The sequence below is a fragment of the Dolomitihabitans soli genome, from assembly GCF_022213955.1.
Classification (GTDB): Bacteria; Actinomycetota; Actinomycetes; order Streptosporangiales; family Streptosporangiaceae; genus Streptosporangium_A; species Streptosporangium_A soli.
Genome location: NZ_JAKNTW010000039.1, coordinates 1 through 17030, shown reverse-complemented (window position 1 = coordinate 17030; position 17030 = coordinate 1). Strand labels below are relative to the sequence as shown.

Annotated in this window: 14 protein-coding genes; 11 read left to right on the top strand and 3 right to left on the bottom strand. The window is 70.4% G+C overall.

Going from position 1 to position 17030, the window contains the following annotated elements:
• Positions 1–83: 83 nt before the first annotated feature.
• Complete coding sequence (locus tag MBA17_RS43340; protein ID WP_238503826.1) at positions 84–1802, bottom strand: S8 family serine peptidase; 1719 nt, start codon at positions 1800–1802, stop codon at positions 84–86.
• 241 nt (positions 1803–2043) lie between these two features.
• Here MBA17_RS43340 and MBA17_RS43335 point away from each other — a divergent pair, with 241 nt between their 5' ends.
• Entirely contained in the window at positions 2044–3357 is a 1314-nt protein-coding gene (locus MBA17_RS43335; protein ID WP_238503825.1) for an aspartate aminotransferase family protein, read from the top strand.
• Here MBA17_RS43335 and MBA17_RS43330 read toward each other — a convergent pair.
• Entirely contained in the window at positions 3320–4090 is a 771-nt protein-coding gene (locus MBA17_RS43330) for an IclR family transcriptional regulator (RefSeq protein ID WP_238503824.1), read from the bottom strand. The genes MBA17_RS43335 and MBA17_RS43330 overlap by 38 nt on opposite strands.
• A gap of 40 nt (positions 4091–4130) precedes the next feature.
• A complete protein-coding gene (locus MBA17_RS43325) occupies positions 4131–4550 on the bottom strand; it encodes a hypothetical protein (protein WP_238504127.1) in 420 nt (139 codons plus the stop codon).
• A gap of 478 nt (positions 4551–5028) precedes the next feature.
• Between MBA17_RS43325 and MBA17_RS43320 the strand changes: the two genes are divergently transcribed.
• The 10 genes from MBA17_RS43320 to MBA17_RS43275 form a co-directional block, all read left to right on the top strand.
• Positions 5029–5715, top strand: a complete 687-nt coding sequence (locus MBA17_RS43320; protein WP_238503820.1) for a hypothetical protein — start codon at positions 5029–5031, stop codon at positions 5713–5715.
• A 5-nt stretch (positions 5716–5720) separates the two neighbouring features.
• Positions 5721–6278 carry a GNAT family N-acetyltransferase gene (locus tag MBA17_RS43315; RefSeq protein WP_238503818.1) on the top strand — a complete coding sequence of 186 codons (558 nt, stop codon included), beginning with the start codon at positions 5721–5723 and terminating at the stop codon, positions 6276–6278.
• 125 nt (positions 6279–6403) lie between these two features.
• On the top strand, positions 6404–6685 hold the full coding sequence (locus MBA17_RS43310) for a metal-sensitive transcriptional regulator (RefSeq protein WP_238503816.1): 282 nt from the start codon (positions 6404–6406) through the stop codon (positions 6683–6685).
• A gap of 25 nt (positions 6686–6710) precedes the next feature.
• Complete coding sequence (locus MBA17_RS43305) at positions 6711–6920, top strand: heavy-metal-associated domain-containing protein (protein WP_238503814.1); 210 nt, start codon at positions 6711–6713, stop codon at positions 6918–6920.
• A complete protein-coding gene (locus tag MBA17_RS43300; protein ID WP_238503810.1) occupies positions 6917–7882 on the top strand; it encodes a FixH family protein in 966 nt (321 codons plus the stop codon). Before MBA17_RS43305 ends, MBA17_RS43300 begins: the two co-directional genes overlap by 4 nt.
• Positions 7883–7911: 29 nt before the next feature.
• Positions 7912–10149 carry a heavy metal translocating P-type ATPase gene (locus MBA17_RS43295; protein WP_238503809.1) on the top strand — a complete coding sequence of 746 codons (2238 nt, stop codon included), beginning with the start codon at positions 7912–7914 and terminating at the stop codon, positions 10147–10149.
• A gap of 153 nt (positions 10150–10302) precedes the next feature.
• Entirely contained in the window at positions 10303–11364 is a 1062-nt protein-coding gene (locus MBA17_RS43290) for a glycoside hydrolase family 19 protein (RefSeq protein ID WP_238503807.1), read from the top strand.
• Positions 11365–11607: 243 nt separating this feature from the next.
• A complete protein-coding gene (locus MBA17_RS43285; RefSeq protein ID WP_238503806.1) occupies positions 11608–12408 on the top strand; it encodes a TrmH family RNA methyltransferase in 801 nt (266 codons plus the stop codon).
• Between the two features lie 9 nt (positions 12409–12417).
• Positions 12418–13155 (top strand): rRNA methyltransferase, encoded by a 738-nt coding sequence (locus MBA17_RS43280; protein ID WP_238503805.1) that lies wholly within the window; start codon positions 12418–12420, stop codon positions 13153–13155.
• Positions 13156–13311: 156 nt separating this feature from the next.
• The coding region (locus MBA17_RS43275; RefSeq protein WP_238503804.1) for a LamG-like jellyroll fold domain-containing protein at positions 13312–17030 on the top strand (3719 nt) is incomplete at its 3' end.

Sequence of the window (17030 nt, the reverse complement as noted above, 5' to 3'; positions counted from 1 at the left end):
GCCCGGTGGCTACGGCGAATGGCGCCGGGGTGGCGGGCCGTACAGGAAAAGGCGGCCCCCGCAGGCTGCGGGGGCCGGTGGGGTCAGCGGCCGGCGCGGAGGGCGTCGACGATGCCGTGGCCGTAGAAGCCGTTGCGCAGGGTGTTGCCCTCGCACAGGTGGGTGGCGGTCACCGTCGCCCCGGTGGGCAGGTGACGGGTGTAGGTGTGGGCGGGGGGAGTGGGGCAGGAGGTCTTGCTGGCGGTGGCCGCCAGGACCGTCCCGACGACGGCCGGGTTGAGGGTCTTGCCGCCGTGGTGGCGGTCGCGCTGGCCGTACTTGCTGACGATCAGGGCGGCCACGCCGGCGGCGCGGGGTGAGGCCATCGAGGTGCCCTGGATGAACTGGTAGTAGGCGCAGACGTCGCCCTTGCAGTCACGGACCAGGTACTCGACGTTGGGGGTGCCGTCGGCGTTCAGCTCGCCGCGCGCCTCGGCCAGGGCCTTGGGGTAGGCGGCGAGGGTGGCCTTGGTGATGTCCCGGGTGTTGCCGGGGGTGTCGTAGGCGTCGCCGCCGGGGGAGGCGACATCGACGTAACCATTGCCGTAGTCGGAGAAGTACGACTTGCGCTTGCTGATGCCCGTCGAGGAGACCGAGATCACGTGGTTGCCCTCGCTCGGCATCGAGATGCAGTTCGGCGAGATGGTGCGCTCGTAGGCGGCCTCGCCGGGCACGCTGGCGAAGTCGGGGCTGGAGGCGTCGGTGAGTGTCTTGGTGTAGTCGGTCGCGCCGTTGCCTGCCGCGGCGACCAGGGTGACGCCCTTCCGGTGGGCGTAGTCGAGGGCCCGCTGGGCGGCCTTGATGATGATGCCCTGCTCGATCCGGTCCGCGGGGGAGTCGGCCGGGTTGTCGGTGCAGTTGAAGAGCCACGGGTCGATGTAGTAGCTCATGTTGACCACGTCGACGCCCACGTCACCGGCGTAGGTCAGGGCGTCCACGCTGGGCTGCAGGAAGAAGTAGCCGGAGTCCTGGCCCGCCCGGAGGTTGACGATGGACACCTTGGGGGCCACGCCGGACGTGCCGAGCTGGTTGATCGGCGAGGCGATCGAGGAGGCCACGTGGGTGCCGTGGTCGTTCTCGTCGACGTCGGCGGGGTCGTTGCAGGACTGGTCGGGCTCGTCCGCGCAGGGACCGTCGACTTCGGCGCCGTCGGCGTCCGCCGGGACGTCGACGGTGAAGTTGCGGCTCAGGGCGCGGTTGAAGTTGGGCGCGATGTCGGGATGCGAGCCGTCCACGCCGGTGTCCAGGATGCCGACGAGTACGCCGGGGTCACCCTGGTTGTGCTTGTACGAGCCGTCGACGGTCGCGTTGATCTGCTTCATGTCCCACTGCAGCTCCGACAGCGGCTCCGCCTTGGGCTTCGGCTTCCCGTGCTTGGTGGCGGCGGCGGGAGCGCCGCGGCCCTCCTTCTCCACGGCCCGGTTCGCGATGGCCTTGCGCGCCGCGCCGGTCGAGCGTGCCTCGGGGGGCACGTTGCCGATGGTCCGGTTGTGCGCGACGCCGTCGATCGTGGCGTTCCCCTGTACCGCGCTCACGAAGTCGGCGTTGGTGGTCGAGATCGTGGCCAGGCCGACGGCGGTGTTCTCTTTGACGACGGTGCCGCCCGCGGCCTGGATGGCCTGTTTGGCCTGAGCCGCGTCGGCGCCTTCCTTGTACAGGACGACGTACTCGGTCTCCTGGGAGACACGCTGAGCCTGAGCCGGGGTCACCACCGTGGTGAGGGCGAGTACGGCTGCGGCACCGATGACCATGGTGCGTTTCACATAGACCTCCGTGTGTCACAGGACATGCCTGTCAATCTGGGTTCACCGCCGCCGCCAATCCAGCTATACGGAAATTTGCTACCAAGGCGTGACATTTCAAAAAGTGGGGCCTTCGCCTGAGTTGCCCGGCAATCCAGCCCCGACATGTCGCGGCCTGGTTGACAAGAGCCCCCGCGTGCCGCCTAACCTCGAACCGACTGTTGGGATTAGACACTCACTGAGTGAGAGCTAGGGGCCGGGTGTGCGATCAACCGAGCTGTTCGAGCGGGCGAAGCGACGGGTGCCCGGAGGCGTGCACTCCAACTCGCGGCTGCGTGCCCCGCACCCGGTGTTCGCGGCGCGGGCCGAGGGCGCCCATCTCTGGGACGTGGACGGCCGGCGCTGGCTCGACTGCACGATGGGCAACGCCTCGGTGATCCTCGGGCACGCGCATCCGGGGGTGCAGGAGGCGGTGCACGCGGCGGTGAGCTCGGGCGTCACCACGGGCTCGGAGACGGCGGCGGCGGTCGAGGCCGTGGAACTGCTCGCCGAGATCGTGCCCGGCTGCGGTTCCGTGCGGTTCGCGAACACCGGCACCGAGGCGGCGATGCACGCCCTCGCCATCGCCAGGCACGCCACCGGGCGTCCGGCGGTCGCCAAGGCCGAGTCGTCCTACCACGGCTGGTCCGACCCGCTGTGGGTGTCGACCTGGCCGCCGCCGGCCCAGTGGGGGCCCACCGGTGCCCCGGCGGCCGTGCCCTCGTCCGCGGGGCTCGCGCCCGACGCGGCCGACACCCTGGTCCTGCCGTTCAACGACGCCGACGGCACCGAGGCCCTGCTGCGGCGGAACGCCGACCGGTTGGCCGCGGTGTTCGTCGAGCCGGTGCTGATCGACATCGGTTATGTCCCCGCCACGCCCGGCTACCTCCGGCGACTCCGCGAGGTGACCGCCGAACTGGGGATCGTGCTGGTCTTCGACGAGCTGCTGACCGGCTTCCGGGTGGCCCCCGGCGGGGCGCGTGAACTGTACGGCGTGCGAGCCGACCTCACGCTCTTCGGCAAGGCGATCGCGAACGGTTACCCGGTGGCCGCCGTCGAGGGCGACCCGGCGCTGATCGCGTCCACCGATCCCACCGCGGGCGGCCCGGTGGGCTGGGTCGGCACCTACAACGGGCACGCGGTGGCGATGGCCGCGGTGACGGCCTCGCTGACCGCGCTGCGGGACGGGTCCGTGCACGGCCACCTCGTCCAGCTGACCGACCGGCTGCGTGAGGGCTTCGAGCGGCGCGCGTCCGCGCACGGCGTCCCGGCGCGGCTGGCGGGGGGCGGCGGGCACTTCCAGCCGTACTTCACCGCCGAGCCGGTGGACGACTACCGGACGGCGACGGCGACGGACGCGACCAGGTACGCGGCGCTCCTCGCCGAGACCGTCGAGCGCGGCATCCTGATCGTGGAGAAGCCGCTGCTGCACTGCGCGCTGTCGGCGGCCCACACCGAGGCCGACGTCGACCTGCTGCTCGACGCCGCGGAGGCGTCCTTCAGCGGTCGCCCGTCAGCCACGGCGACAGCTCGTTGACCGCGGCGAGCAGCGCGGGCAGGCAGGCCCGCGCGTGCTCCGCGGTGAACCTGACAGTCGGCCCGGCCACCGAGATCGCCATGTACGCGTTGCCCCGGGAGTCGGGGATCGCCGCCGCCCGGCAGCGCTGCCCCGGATGGTAGGTCTCCTCGTCGACCGCGTAGCCGTACTTGCGCACCTCGTCCAGTTCGGCGGCGAGGCCGTCGAGCGTCTCCTCCGCTTCGCTTTCCGCGTGGCCTGCCGCGGCGCCGAGCGAGGCGCGCAGCAGGGCGAGCTGGCGGGGGCGCGGCAGATTGGCGAGTACGGCCTTGCCCATCGCCGAGTTGTGCGCCGTGACCAGGTCGCCCACCTGGGCGGCGATCCGCAGCGGATGGGCGGACTCCTGTCTGGCCACCAGCATGATCTCCGCGCCGACGAGCACCCCGGCGCTCACACTCTCGCCGGTCTCCAGCGCGAGCGTGCGCACCGCCGTACGCAGGCCCTCGTCACGCGGCAGCTGCGCGACGGTGCACAGCGCCATCCTGAACAGGCGCGGCCCCGGCATCAGCGCGCCGTCCTGGCTCCGCCGTACGAAACCGAGTTCTTCGAGCAGGGTCACCTGGCGGGCGGCGGTCGACAACGGCATGTCGAGCCGCTGGGCCGCTTCGGAGGCCAGCGCGGCGGAACCGTCCTGCGTCGCGACGAACTCCAGCAGCCCCAGCATGCGACCGAGATAGCTCGGAGACTTGCTCATCAGGAATCGAACTCCATTCACCGGGAGTGCCCAGTCTAAATCAACGCCCGCGGAGGCCTCTGCCGACCGCTGGGAGGAGCACCGTGACGACGGCGCTGATCCACAGGACGAGCGACAGCGCGAGCAGGACGACGAACCCGCCGCCGCCGTTGATCAGCACATAGAGGAGCGCGTAGAGGTAGTAGGCGATCACCACGCCGCCGACGAACGCCAGCACCCACCGGGCGAAGCCGAGCCGGAACGCGAGCAGAACGGCGAACAGGGCGACCGTGCAGGCGACCGTCAGGGTCGCCGAGATCGCGAAGTCGATGTTGCCGGTGATGTAGTGGGTGACGGCCATGCCGATGACAGCGGTGGTGACCTCGAGGTTCCTTGAGGTGCCGTCCCAGGTGATGATCGCGAAGATGAACGACACCACGGCGCACAACCCGAACAGCAGCACCGCGATGTAGACCGGCACCGTGCTGGGCTTCCCGGCCGGCGGACCGTAGCCCTGCTGCGGCGGATGTCCGTACGGACCCGGTTGCTGTCCGTACGGCGAGGGCTGCCCGTATGCCCCTGGCTGCCCGTATGCCCCAGGTTGCCCGTACGGCGAGGGTTGTCCGTATGGCGAAGGTTGGCCATAGGGGGAAGGTTGGCCGTGCGGTGGTGGTGGTGGCTGCTGCTGGTGATGGTGGGGCGATGGTTGCCCGTATGGCGAGGGCTGGCCGTACGGTGAAGGCTGGCCGTAGGGCGGCGGAGGCTGGCCGTTCGGTGCAGGGTGACCGTGTCCGCCCTGGCCAGGGGCCGGACCTGAGGGTTGCCGGCCGGGACCCGGGTAACTCATCGCAGCCTCCGGTTCAAGGGGAACGCCAGTCGCTGGGTAGAAACATAGCGCCAGGCCGTACTCGTTCGATCAGGCGCGCGCCGGGCCGGGAGACGTTATGTAGGCTGCCCGGATGGGAGTTCACCACCGGGGTCAGGACCTCGCCCCGTTGCTCGGCCGTGTCTGGGACGCGTCCGACCACCGCCGGGTGATCACCGATCTCATCGGGCTGGGTTGGTCCCTCTCCGGCGTGGGCGACTGGGCCGTCGGGCTGCGGTCGCCGAATGGGCTGCTCGCGGCCCGGGTGTGCCCGTTCGACCCGGCGTACGCGGCCTTCGTGGAGCTCTGCCGCCGTTGCCCCGGTCATCCGTTCCTGCCGCGGATGGACCTCGTCGCCGCGCTCGACGGCGGCGGTTCGCTGACCGTGATGGAGTTCCTCACACCGGCGAAGGAACAGGACGCCGCGGAGGTGGCCCGGCGGTGGCGCGAAGGCAGGGACGACGAGGGCGACCTCGCCGGGCTGCGGCGGGAGGCGCTGGCCGTCGACGCCGAGTACCGCGCGCGGATGCCCTGGTGGGACGGTATCGATCTGAACCCGGGCAACGTACGGCAGGCGGCCGACGGGCGGCTCGCGGTCATCGACGTGTTCTGCATGGACGGCGAGGCGCTGTACGCGCAGATCCTGCGGGACGCCTCGGTGGTCCGCGACCGGATTCCCGAGGAGGGCCTGCGTCACGTGCTGGACATCCCGTACATCGCCAGGGAGTGCGGTCCCGAAGAGATCGAGGCCCTCCGGCGCGCCTGGTCCGCCGTACGGTAGGACAGGTGGAGATCTTCCTGGAGACGGATCGGCTGGTGTTGCGCCGGTTCACCGAGGCCGATGTGGACAACCTGTTCGAGCTGAACGACGATCCGCTCGTCATGCGGTTCCTCGACGGCGGCAGGCCGGCCGACCGTGGCGTGATCGAGGCCGAGACGCTGCCGGCGTTCCTCGCCTACTACCGGCGTTTCGAGGGGTACGGTTTCTGGGCGGCGCAGGAGAAGGCCACCGGGGAGTTCATCGGCTGGTTCCACTTCCGCCCGCCGGAGGGCGCTCCGCTTGACGAGCCCGAGCTGGGTTATCGGCTGCGCAGGTCCTCCTGGGGGCTGGGCTACGGGACCGAGGGGTCGCGGGCGCTGATCCGCAAGGGGTTCACCGAGCTGGGCGTGCGGCGGGTGACCGCGCAGACGATGGCGGTCAACCTGGGCTCCAGACGGGTGATGGAGAAGGCGGGGCTGCGTCTCGTGCGGACCTTCCACCTGGAGTGGGAGCACCCCATCGAGGGCACGGAGCACGGCGAGGTCGAGTACGCCATCGACAGGGCCGACTGGGATCCCGCCTAGTTGCTAACCCCCCGGGGGTATGTTAACTTCCTGTCTCAGGATACTCCACAAGGGTATCCCACACCTGGTGGAATACCCTAGGGGGGTAGGGTGTTAGCCTGGGAAACGACAGGGAGGTGGGTGGAATGGCCGGATACACCGAGAACCAGCAAGACCATCTGCGGCGATTGCGACGGATCGAAGGGCAGGTCAGGGGCCTGCAGCGGATGGTCGAAGACGACAAATACTGCATCGACGTCCTGACGCAGGTGTCGGCGGCCAACCGGGCGTTGCAGTCCTTCGCCCTCTCCATGCTCGAAGAGCACATGGCCCACTGCGTGGCCGACGCCACCGCGAAGGGCGGGGCCGAGGCCGAGGCGAAGATCAAGGAAGCCTCCGAGGCCATCGCCCGTCTTGTCCGTTCTTGATTGCGTACCTAGAGGAGTGATTGTTATGAGCATCACCACCTACACCGTCACGGGCATGACCTGCGGTCACTGCGTCAGCTCGGTCAAGGAGGAGGTCGGCGAGGTTCCGGGTGTCACCGGGGTCGAGGTCGATCTGGCCACCGGCCTGCTGACCGTTGACAGCGAGAGCCTCGTCGACGCGGAGAAGATCGTCGCCGCCGTCGAGGAGGCCGGATACAAGGTGGCGGCACCATGAACACGGCGGCCAAGGTCGGAGCGTACGCCCTCGGGCTGGCTCTGGTCTTCGGCGGTGCGCTCGGGGTGGGCAACGCGGTGGGGCCCGTCGGCGGTCAGCCCGACGCGGGTCGTACGGCCGACGCCGGTCAGACGGCCGGCACAGGGCACTCCGTGCACACCAGTGAGCCCCCGGCCGCCGGCGATGAGCCGGAGGAAATGATCCCAGGAGGGCTTCAAGTGTCACAGAACGGCTACACCCTGACCCCGCTCACCACGCAGATCAAGCCCGGCGAGCCGACCGACTTCCGCTTCACCGTGACCGGTCCCGACGGGGCCCCCGTGACCGACTACAAGGTGCAGCACGACAAGAAGCTCCATTTCATCGTGGTCTCCCGCGAACTGCGTGACTTCCAGCACCTACACCCCGAACAGACCGGCGACGGCGTCTGGTCGGTGAAGCTCACCCTGCCCGAGGCGGGCACGTACCGGGCGTTCGCCGACTTCGCCCCGCAGGGCGCGACCGCCCTGACCCTGGGCGTCGACCTGTACGCTGAGGGCGACTACCAGCCGCGATCGCTCCCCGAGGCGAACCGTACGGCGAGCGTCGACGGCTACACCGTCGAACTCGGCGGCGATCTGGTGCCCGGCCGGTCGAGCAAGCTCACCCTGAAGGTCACCAAGGACGGCGAGCCGGTCACCGACCTGCAGCCCTACCTGGGCGCGTACGGCCACCTGGTCGCACTGCGCGCCGGTGACCTCGCCTACCTGCACGTGCACCCCGACGGGGAGCCCGGCGACGGCAAGACCAAGCCCGGCCCGGAGATCACCTTCTACGCGGAGGTGCCCAGCCGCGGCGACTACCGTCTCTTCCTCGACTTCCGGCACGCGGGAGCCGTACGCACCGCGGCCTTCACCGTCCGCGCCGGCGAGATCACGCCCGATCCGGCCGCCCCGGAAGAGCACGGCGACCACACCCACTGAGCAGCCACGACGTGCGAAAGGAGTAGGTGATGTCTCCAGTCACCGATGACAGGCCGCCGATTGCCGGCGGCGCGGTCGAGCTCTCGATCGGCGGCATGACCTGCGCGTCGTGCGCCAACCGGATCGAGCGCAAGCTCAACAAACTCGACGGCGTGACCGCCACGGTCAACTACGCCACCGAGAAGGCGAAGGTGACCTTCACCGGCGGCGTCGATCCGCAGGACCTGATCGCCGAGGTGGAGAAGACCGGCTACACCGCCGAACTGCCCGCCCCGCCCGCCGCCGAGGACCCTGACCCGAGCGCCGGGCGTGACGAGCTGGCCCCGCTGCGGCAGCGGCTGATCACCTCGGTGGTGCTGGCGGTGCCGGTGATCGCGATGGCGATGATCCCGGCGTTGCAGTTCACCAACTGGCAGTGGCTGTCGCTGACGCTGGCCGCCCCGGTCGTCGTCTACGCCGGCTGGCCGTTCCACCGTGCGGCCTGGGCCAACCTCCGGCACGGCGCGGCGACCATGGACACGCTGGTCTCGGTCGGCACGATCGCCGCGCTGGGCTGGTCGCTCTGGGCGCTGTTCTTCGGCACGGCGGGCACGCCCGGCATGATCCACCCGTTCGCGTTCACCATCGAGCGCACCGACGGGTCGGGCAACATCTACCTGGAGGCCGCGGCCGGGGTGACGATGTTCATCCTGGCGGGCCGCTACTTCGAGGCGCGCTCCAAGCGCCGCGCGGGCGCGGCCCTGCGCGCCCTGCTGGAACTGGGCGCCAAGGACGTCGCGGTGCTCCGCGACGGCGTGGAGACCCGCATCCCGAGCGACCGGCTCGCGGTGGGCGACCTGTTCGTCGTACGGCCGGGCGAGAAGATCGCCACCGACGGCGTGATCGAGGAGGGCGCCTCGGCGGTCGACGCCTCGATGCTGACCGGCGAGTCGATGCCGGTGGAGGTACGGCCGGGCGACGCGGTGACCGGAGCGACGGTCAACGCCGGCGGCCGCCTGGTCGTCAAGGCCACCCGGATCGGATCCGACACGCAGCTGGCGCAGATGGCCAAGCTGGTGGAGGACGCGCAGACCGGCAAGGCGCAGGTGCAACGCCTGGCCGACCGGATCTCCGGGATCTTCGTGCCGATCGTGATCGCGCTCGCCCTGGGCACGCTCGGCTTCTGGCTGGGCACCGGCGACGGGGTGGGGGCGGCGTTCACGGCCGCGGTGGCGGTTCTGATCATCGCCTGCCCGTGCGCCCTGGGCCTGGCCACCCCCACCGCCCTGCTGGTGGGCACCGGACGGGGCGCGCAGCTCGGCATCCTGATCAAGGGTCCCGAGGTGCTGGAGTCCACCCGCACGATCGACACCGTCGTCCTGGACAAGACCGGAACCGTCACCGAAGGCAGGATGACCCTCACCGACGTCCACCTCGCCGAGGGCGAGAACCGCGAGGAGGTCCTCGAACTCGCCGGCGCGCTGGAGGACGCCTCCGAACACCCCATCGCCCAGGCGATCGCCCGGGACGCGCGGTCCACCGCCAAGGTGGAGGATTTCGCCAACGTCGAAGGGCTCGGCGTGCAGGGGATCGTGGACGGGCACGCGGTGCTCGTCGGGCGGCCCAAGCTGCTGGCCGAGTGGTCCCAGCACCTGCCCGCCGAGCTGGAGCGGAAGCTCCTGGCGGCGCAGGCCGCCGGCCGTACGGCGGTGGCGGTCGGCTGGGACGGCAAGGCCCGCGCGGTCCTGGTCGTGGCCGACACCGTCAAGCCGACCAGCAGGCAGGCGATCGCCGACCTGCGTGCCCTCGGGCTGACCCCGGTGTTGCTGACCGGTGACAACGAGGCGGTGGCCAGGACGGTCGCGGCCGAGGTGGGCATCGACGAGGTCATCGCCGAGGTGCTGCCCGCCGACAAGGTGGATGTCGTCAAGCGTCTCCAGGGCGAGGGCCGGACGGTGGCCATGGTGGGCGACGGGGTCAACGACGCGGCCGCGCTGGCCCAGGCCGACCTGGGGCTGGCCATGGGAACCGGCACGGACGCCGCGATCGAGGCGTCCGACCTCACGCTGGTCCGCGGTGACCTGCGGGTGGCGGCGGACGCGATCCGGTTGTCGCGGCGGACCCTGCGCACCATCAAGGGCAACCTGTTCTGGGCCTTCGCCTACAACGTGGCCGCCCTGCCGCTGGCCGCGATGGGACTGCTCAACCCGATGATCGCCGGTGCCGCGATGGCGTTCTCCAGCGTCTTCGTGGTCAGCAACAGCCTGCGACTCCGCGGGTTCCGCTGACGCGATGGCCTGATACGCACCGTTTAACCCCATGGTCCGCCAGGTCGATCCTGGCGGACCAATGGGCCTTGTCAGGGGGTGATGTCAAGGTTATGGTCATCCCAGCTTTTAGGAAACTTTCCTAAAAGTTTTGGCCCGGAATGGGGTGATCAGGTGTTCAGGCAACGCCTCATGGCGGCTCTGGCCGCCGCCGCGGTGGTGAGCGTGCTGGCGGTCGTCCTGCCGATGTCCAGCGCCTCGGCCGCGACCTGCGCCACCGCGTGGAACTCCACGGCGGTGTACGTCGGCGGCGCCGCCGTCTCCCACAACAGCCGCAACTGGACGGCCAAGTGGTGGACCCAGAACGAGACGCCGGGCAATGCGGACGTCTGGGCGGACCAGGGCTCCTGCACCGGCGGCTCGACCGGACCGGGCTGCACCCACCCGAACTGGGCGGCCGGCACGTTCTACCCGGCGGGCTCCATCGTCAGATACACCAACGGCCTGTACTACCGGGCCAAGCACGAGAACCCGGGCTACGACCCGGTCATCAGCACGTGGTACTGGGAGCCCTACACCTGCGGCGGAACCGGTCCGACCGATCCGCCGGGCCCGTCGGGATTCGTGGTCAGCGAGGCCCAGTTCAACCAGATGTTCCCCGGCCGCAACTCCTTCTACACCTACAGCGGGCTGACCGCCGCGTTGAGCGCCTACCCGGGCTTCGCCAAGACGGGCAGCGACACCGTGCGGAAGCAGGAGGCCGCCGCCTTCCTGGCGAACGTCAACCATGAGACCGGTGGCCTGGTCCACATCGTCGAGCAGAACACCGCCAACTATCCGCACTACTGCGACGCCGGCCAGCCGTACGGGTGCCCGGCGGGACAGGCGGCCTACTACGGGCGCGGCCCGATCCAGCTCAGCTGGAACTTCAACTACAAGGCGGCGGGCGACGCGCTCGGCATCAATCTGCTCAGCAACCCCTACCTGGTGCAGACCGACGCCGCGGTGGCGTGGAAGACGGCCCTTTGGTACTGGAACACCCAGAACGGCCCCGGCACCATGACCCCGCACAACGCCATGGTCAACGGCCACGGCTTCGGCCAGACGATCCGCAGCATCAACGGCAGCCTGGAGTGCGACGGCAGGAACCCTGCCCAGGTGCAGAGCCGGATCCAGTCCTACCAGAGGTTCGTCCAGCTCCTCGGCACCACTCCCGGTGGCAACCTGAGCTGCTGACAGGTCCGTCCGGCGGGGAGGAGTGGGCACCTTCCCGCCGGATGTCGTCGTCGAAGTGCCGTCGGCTGCTCCAGGGGGTGAGATCAAGTCGTCCCCTCGTTTCTCGTCTTCCGCACCCCGGCTATCCGCGGGCCGCCTCCCATGCCGTGACGGGGGCCCGTGGCGGCATGAAAGGCTTTGGTCGGTTCAGCTGGAGTCGTAGGGAAGATCAGGGGCGGTCGGGTGGGAGAGATACTGCGGGTGATGAAGCGGAACGCCCGCTTCCAGCAGTGGCAGGCGTTGCTGTCGAACCGCAACAAGCGCCAGCGGGCGGGGGAGTTCCTGGTCCAGGGGGTGCGCCCGATCCAGCTCGCGGACGAGCACGGCTGGCCGATCCACGCGCTGCTCTACGACGCCGACCGGCCGCTCTCCGGCTGGGCGGCCGACCTCCTCGACCGGCGGCGGGCGGAGCGGGTGGCGATGTCGGGCGAGCTTCTCGGTGAGCTGAGCGGCAAGGCGGAGGAGGTCCCCGAACTGCTGGCCGTGGTCGGGCTGCCCGCCGACGACCTGTCCCGCATCCCGGCGGGCCCGTCCTTCCTCGGCGTCGTCTTCGACCGGCCGACCAGCCCCGGCAACATCGGCACCCTGATCCGCTCGGTCGACGCGTTCGGGGGCGCCGGGGTGATCGTCACCGGCCACGCCGCCGACCCCTACGACCCCAAGTCGGTGCGGGCGTCCACCGGTTCGCTGTTCGCCGTCCCGGTGGTGCGCGAGGGCTCGCCCGCCGGGGTCCTCGCGTGGGTGCGGCGGCTGCGGGCGGACGGCCTGCCGCTGACCGTCGTCGGCACCGACGAGAAGGGCGACGTCGACCTCGCCGACCACGACCTGACCGGCCCGTCCCTGCTGGTCATCGGCAACGAGACCAACGGCCTGAGCACGGCCTGGCGCGAGGCGTGCGACACCATGGCCCGCATCCCGATCACGGGTTCCGCCAGCTCGCTCAACGCCGCCAACGCCGCGACGGTGGTCCTCTACGAGGCCGCCCGCCAGCGGTCGGCCCGCTAGCCGCCGGGCATGGCCTATCGTCACGCGACCGTCCGCGACGACTACGAGGACCTGGCGAGCGGCGCGGTCCTGCACTCCGCTCCCGGCTTCCCCGCCTTCCCGGTACGGCTGGCCACCGAGATGTTCCAGCGTGCCGCCGAGCTGCGGAGGGCGGACCGGCCCCTGGTGGTCTGGGACCCGTGCTGCGGCAGCGGCTACCTGCTGACGGTGGTCGCGATCCTGCTCCGGGCCCGGATCGGGGCGGTGCTGGCCTCCGACTTCGACGACGACGCGCTGACCATCGCGGGCCGGAATCTCGGGCTGCTGACCGGGGCCGGTCTGGCCGGTCGGGCGGGCGAGCTGCGGGACCTGGCGGAGCGTTTCGGCAAGCCGTCCCATGCGGCGGCGGCCGAGGCGGCGGGGCGGATCGGGCGTGGGCTGGCCGCCGCCGGCGGTGACGTGCCGCATGCCATCCGGCGGGCGGACGTCTTCGATCGGGGGCAGCTCGGCGCGGCGCTCGGCTCGTGGCGGCCCGATGTCGTGCTGGCCGATGTTCCTTACGGGGAGCAGACCAGGTGGCGGGGCCGGCATGAGGGGGAGGGGGCGCTGGGGATGGTGCGGGCGCTGGCGTCGGTGCTGCCCGAGGAGAGCGTGATCGCGGTGGCGGCGCGGAGCCGTAAGATCTCGCTGGGGGTACGGCCGGACGTGTCGTTCAGGATCGGGACCAGGGCGGTGGCGCTGGTGGGGGCGGGCCGGCTGCGGGATTAACATGAGATCCCCTCATTAGCCAGGCCCCAATCTCACCCCTGTCCACATGAGGTCAGATCCGTGGCATTGGACCGATTTAAATGCATAAATCGGCATAGATGCCGGGGTGGCTCGGGGCGCCACGGGTGGTCATCATTCTCCGTGGGGGTTTCCAACGTGAAGCGGATTCGCCGTGCCCTGTTATCCGTCCTCCTCATCGCCGCGAGCCTGACCGTCGTCTCCGCGTCCCCGGCCCAGGCCCTCCCCGAACGCTTCGAGAAGCAGATCGTCCTCAGCGGGCTCACCCAGCCGTCCAACATCGAGTTCGCCGCCGACGGCCGGGTGTTCGTGGCCGAGAAGAGCGGCCTCATCAAGGTCTTCGACTCCCTCGCCGACACCACCCCGTCCGTCTACGCCGACCTGCGCACCCAGGTGCACAACTTCTGGGACCGCGGGCTGCTCGGCATGGCGCTGCACCCCGACTTCCCCGCCGACCCGCGCCTCTACGTGCTCTACTCCCGCGACGCGGTCCCCGGCGGCACCGCCCCACGCTGGGGTACGGCGGGCGCCACCGCCGACCCCTGCCCGTCGCCGCCGGGGCCCACGGGGGACGGCTGCCTCATCACGGGCCGCCTGTCGGTCATCTCGCCCACCGGCGCGGAGACCCCGTTGATCACCGACTGGTGTCAGCAGCACCCCAGCCACTCCGTCGGCGACCTGCAGTTCGGTCCCGACGGCATGCTGTACGCCTCGGCCGGCGACGGCGCCAGCTTCAACTTCGCCGACTACGGCCAGGACAACCAGACCAGCTCGGACATCACCCCCGACAACCCGTGCGGCGACCCGCCCTCCCCGGTCGGCACCGCGCTCGTCCCGCCGGCCGCGCAGGGCGGCGCGCTGCGCTCCCAGGACGTGCGCACCAGCGGCGACCCCGCCGGCCTCGACGGCACCGTGATCCGCATCAACCCGGACACCGGCGCGGCGGCCACCGGCAACCCGAACGCGGGCAGCGCCGACGCCAACCTCGCCAGGATCGTCGCCCACGGCATGCGCAACCCCTTCCGGATCACCAACCGCCCCGGAACCGACGAGATCTGGTACGGCGAGGTCGGCTGGAACACCTACGAGGAGATCGGCAGGATCGCCGCCCCGACGGGCCCGGTCCGGAACTTCGGCTGGCCCTGTTACGAGGGACCGAACCGGCAGGGCGGCTACGACAACCTGAACCTGACCCTGTGCGAGAACCTCTACGCCGCCGGCGCGTCCGCGCACACCCCGCCGTACTTCGCCTGGAACCACAACGCCAAGGTCGTCCCGAACGAGCCCTGCCCGTCCGGCGGTTCCTCCGCCAGCGGCGTGGCCTTCTACGCCGGCGGTTCCTACCCCGACTCCTACGACGGCGCGCTGTTCTTCTCCGACTACAGCCGTAGTTGCATCTGGGTCATGCCGAAGGGCGCGAACGGCCTGCCCGACACGACGGCGATCGCGACGGTCGACTCCGGCATCCCGGTCGTGGAACTGGAGACCGGCCCCAACGGCGACCTGTTCGCCGTCGACTTCGCCAACGGCCGGATCGTCCGCTACATCTACAACAACAACCCGCCGGTCGCGGTGATCGCCGCGAGCACGACGTCCGGCACCGCGCCCCTCACCGTGAACCTCTCGGGCACCGGCTCCAGCGACGCCGACGGCGACCCGCTGACCTACGCCTGGGACCTCGACGGCGACGGCGACCTCGACGACTCCACCGCGGCCACCCCCTCGCGCACGTACTCCCAGCCGGGCTCCTACCAGGTACGGCTGCGCGTGAGCGACGGCAGAGGCGGCCAGGGCGACGCCACGGTCACGATCAACGTGGACAACACCGCGCCCACGGCGACGATCACGACCCCGGTGTCCTCGACCACCTGGGCGGTCGGCCAGACGGTGAGCTTCTCCGGCACGGGCGCCGACGCCCAGGACGGGACGATCCCCGGCGCGCGGATGCTCTGGGCGCTGATCATGCACCACTGCCCGAGCACCTGCCACGAGCATCAGATCACCTCCTTCACCGGCGACAGCGGCTCCTTCCAGGCCCCCGACCACGAGTACCCCTCGCACCTCGAACTGCGGCTCACCGTGACCGACGCGCAGGGCCTGACGGACACCGAGAGCGTCCTGCTCCAGCCGAGGACGGTGAACCTGACCTTCCAGACGGCGCCCGCCGGGCTGCGACTCGGCTTCAACAGCGAGCAGACGACCGCCCCCTTCACCCGTACGGTGATCGTCGGCTCCAGCAACTCCGTCTCCGCGCCCACCCCGCAGGGCGACCAGGCGTTCGGCTCGTGGTCGGACTCCGGCGCGGCGAACCACAACATCACCGCCCCCGCCACCGCCACCACCTACACCGCCGCGTACGGCCCGATCCAGCCCGCGACGGGCCTGGTCGCCGCCTACAGCCTGGACGAGGGCACGGGCACCGCCGTGGCCGACGCCTCCGGCCTGAACAACAACGGTGCGACGACCGGTACGACCTGGACGACGGGTGGGAGGTACGGCGGTGCGTTGTCGTTCAATGGCACGTCGAGTTGGGTGACGGTGGCTGATTCGCCGAGTCTTCGCTTGACGGGTGGGGCGACGGTGGAGGCGTGGGTGAAGCCGGTGGAGTCGACGTATCGGTGGAAGAGCGTGGTGGTGAAGCAGCATCGCAATGGTTTGGCGTATGGGTTGTACGCGTTCACGGAGTCGACGCGTCCGGTGGCGATCGTGAGTGCGAACGCGGATGTGGAGGCGTTCGGGACGGGGACGTTGCCTGCGGGTGTGTGGTCGCATCTGGCGTCGACGTATGACGGGTCGATGGTGCGTTTGTTCGTGAATGGTGTGCAGGTGGCTCAGCAGGCGGCGTCGGGTCCGATCCGGGTGGACGAGGGGGTGTTGCGGATCGGTGGCAACAGTGTGTGGGGTGAGCATTTCGATGGGCTGATCGACGAGGTCCGCGTCTACGACCGGGCACTGACCACCACCCAGATCCAGACCGACATGAACACCCCCGTCGGCCCGCCGCCTCCTGCGGACACTCAGCCGCCGACCGCCCCCGGCTCGCCGGTCGCCACCGGAGGCCCCGGCAGCGCCCAGCTCACCTGGACCGCCTCGACCGACGACACGGGCGTCGCCGGCTACACCGTCCACCGCTCGACCACGGCCGGCTTCACGCCCTCCGGCGCCAACCAGGTGGGCTCCACCCCCGGCACCGCGTTCACCGACTCGGGCGTGCCGGCGGGCACCCACTACTACCGCGTGCTCGCCTTCGACGCGGCCGCCAACGTGAGCCCGCCGTCCGCCCAGGTCAGCGCGACGGTCACCCCGCCCCCGGCGAACACCGGCCTGGTCGCCGCCTACGGCCTGGAGGAGGGCACGGGCACCGCCGTGGCCGACGCCTCCGGCCTGAACAACAACGGTGCGACGACCGGTACGACCTGGACGACGGGTGGGAGGTACGGCGGTGCGTTGTCGTTCAATGGCACGTCGAGTTGGGTGACGGTGGCTGATTCGCCGAGTCTTCGCTTGACGGGTGGGGCGACGGTGGAGGCGTGGGTGAAGCCGGTGGAGTCGACGTATCGGTGGAAGAGCGTGGTGGTGAAGCAGCATCGCAATGGTTTGGCGTATGGGTTGTACGCGTTCACGGAGTCGACGCGTCCGGTGGCGATCGTGAGTGCGAACGCGGATGTGGAGGCGTTCGGGACGGGGACGTTGCCTGCGGGTGTGTGGTCGCATCTGGCGTCGACGTATGACGGGTCGATGGTGCGTTTGTTCGTGAATGGTGTGCAGGTGGCTCAGCAGGCGGCGTCGGGTCCGATCCGGGTGGACGAGGGGGTGTTGCGGATCGGTGGCAACAGTGTGTGGGGTGAGCATTTCGA

Coding starts and splice junctions, on each gene's coding strand:
- MBA17_RS43330 (WP_238503824.1), bottom strand. CDS start 4,090: ATGAGCAAGTCTCCGAGCTATCTCGGTCGCATGCTGGGGCTGCTGGAG.
- MBA17_RS43320 (WP_238503820.1), top strand. CDS start 5,029: ATGGGAGTTCACCACCGGGGTCAGGACCTCGCCCCGTTGCTCGGCCGT.
- MBA17_RS43310 (WP_238503816.1), top strand. CDS start 6,404: ATGGCCGGATACACCGAGAACCAGCAAGACCATCTGCGGCGATTGCGA.
- MBA17_RS43305 (WP_238503814.1), top strand. CDS start 6,711: ATGAGCATCACCACCTACACCGTCACGGGCATGACCTGCGGTCACTGC.
- MBA17_RS43300 (WP_238503810.1), top strand. CDS start 6,917: ATGAACACGGCGGCCAAGGTCGGAGCGTACGCCCTCGGGCTGGCTCTG.
- MBA17_RS43295 (WP_238503809.1), top strand. CDS start 7,912: ATGTCTCCAGTCACCGATGACAGGCCGCCGATTGCCGGCGGCGCGGTC.
- MBA17_RS43285 (WP_238503806.1), top strand. CDS start 11,608: ATGAAGCGGAACGCCCGCTTCCAGCAGTGGCAGGCGTTGCTGTCGAAC.
- MBA17_RS43280 (WP_238503805.1), top strand. CDS start 12,418: ATGGCCTATCGTCACGCGACCGTCCGCGACGACTACGAGGACCTGGCG.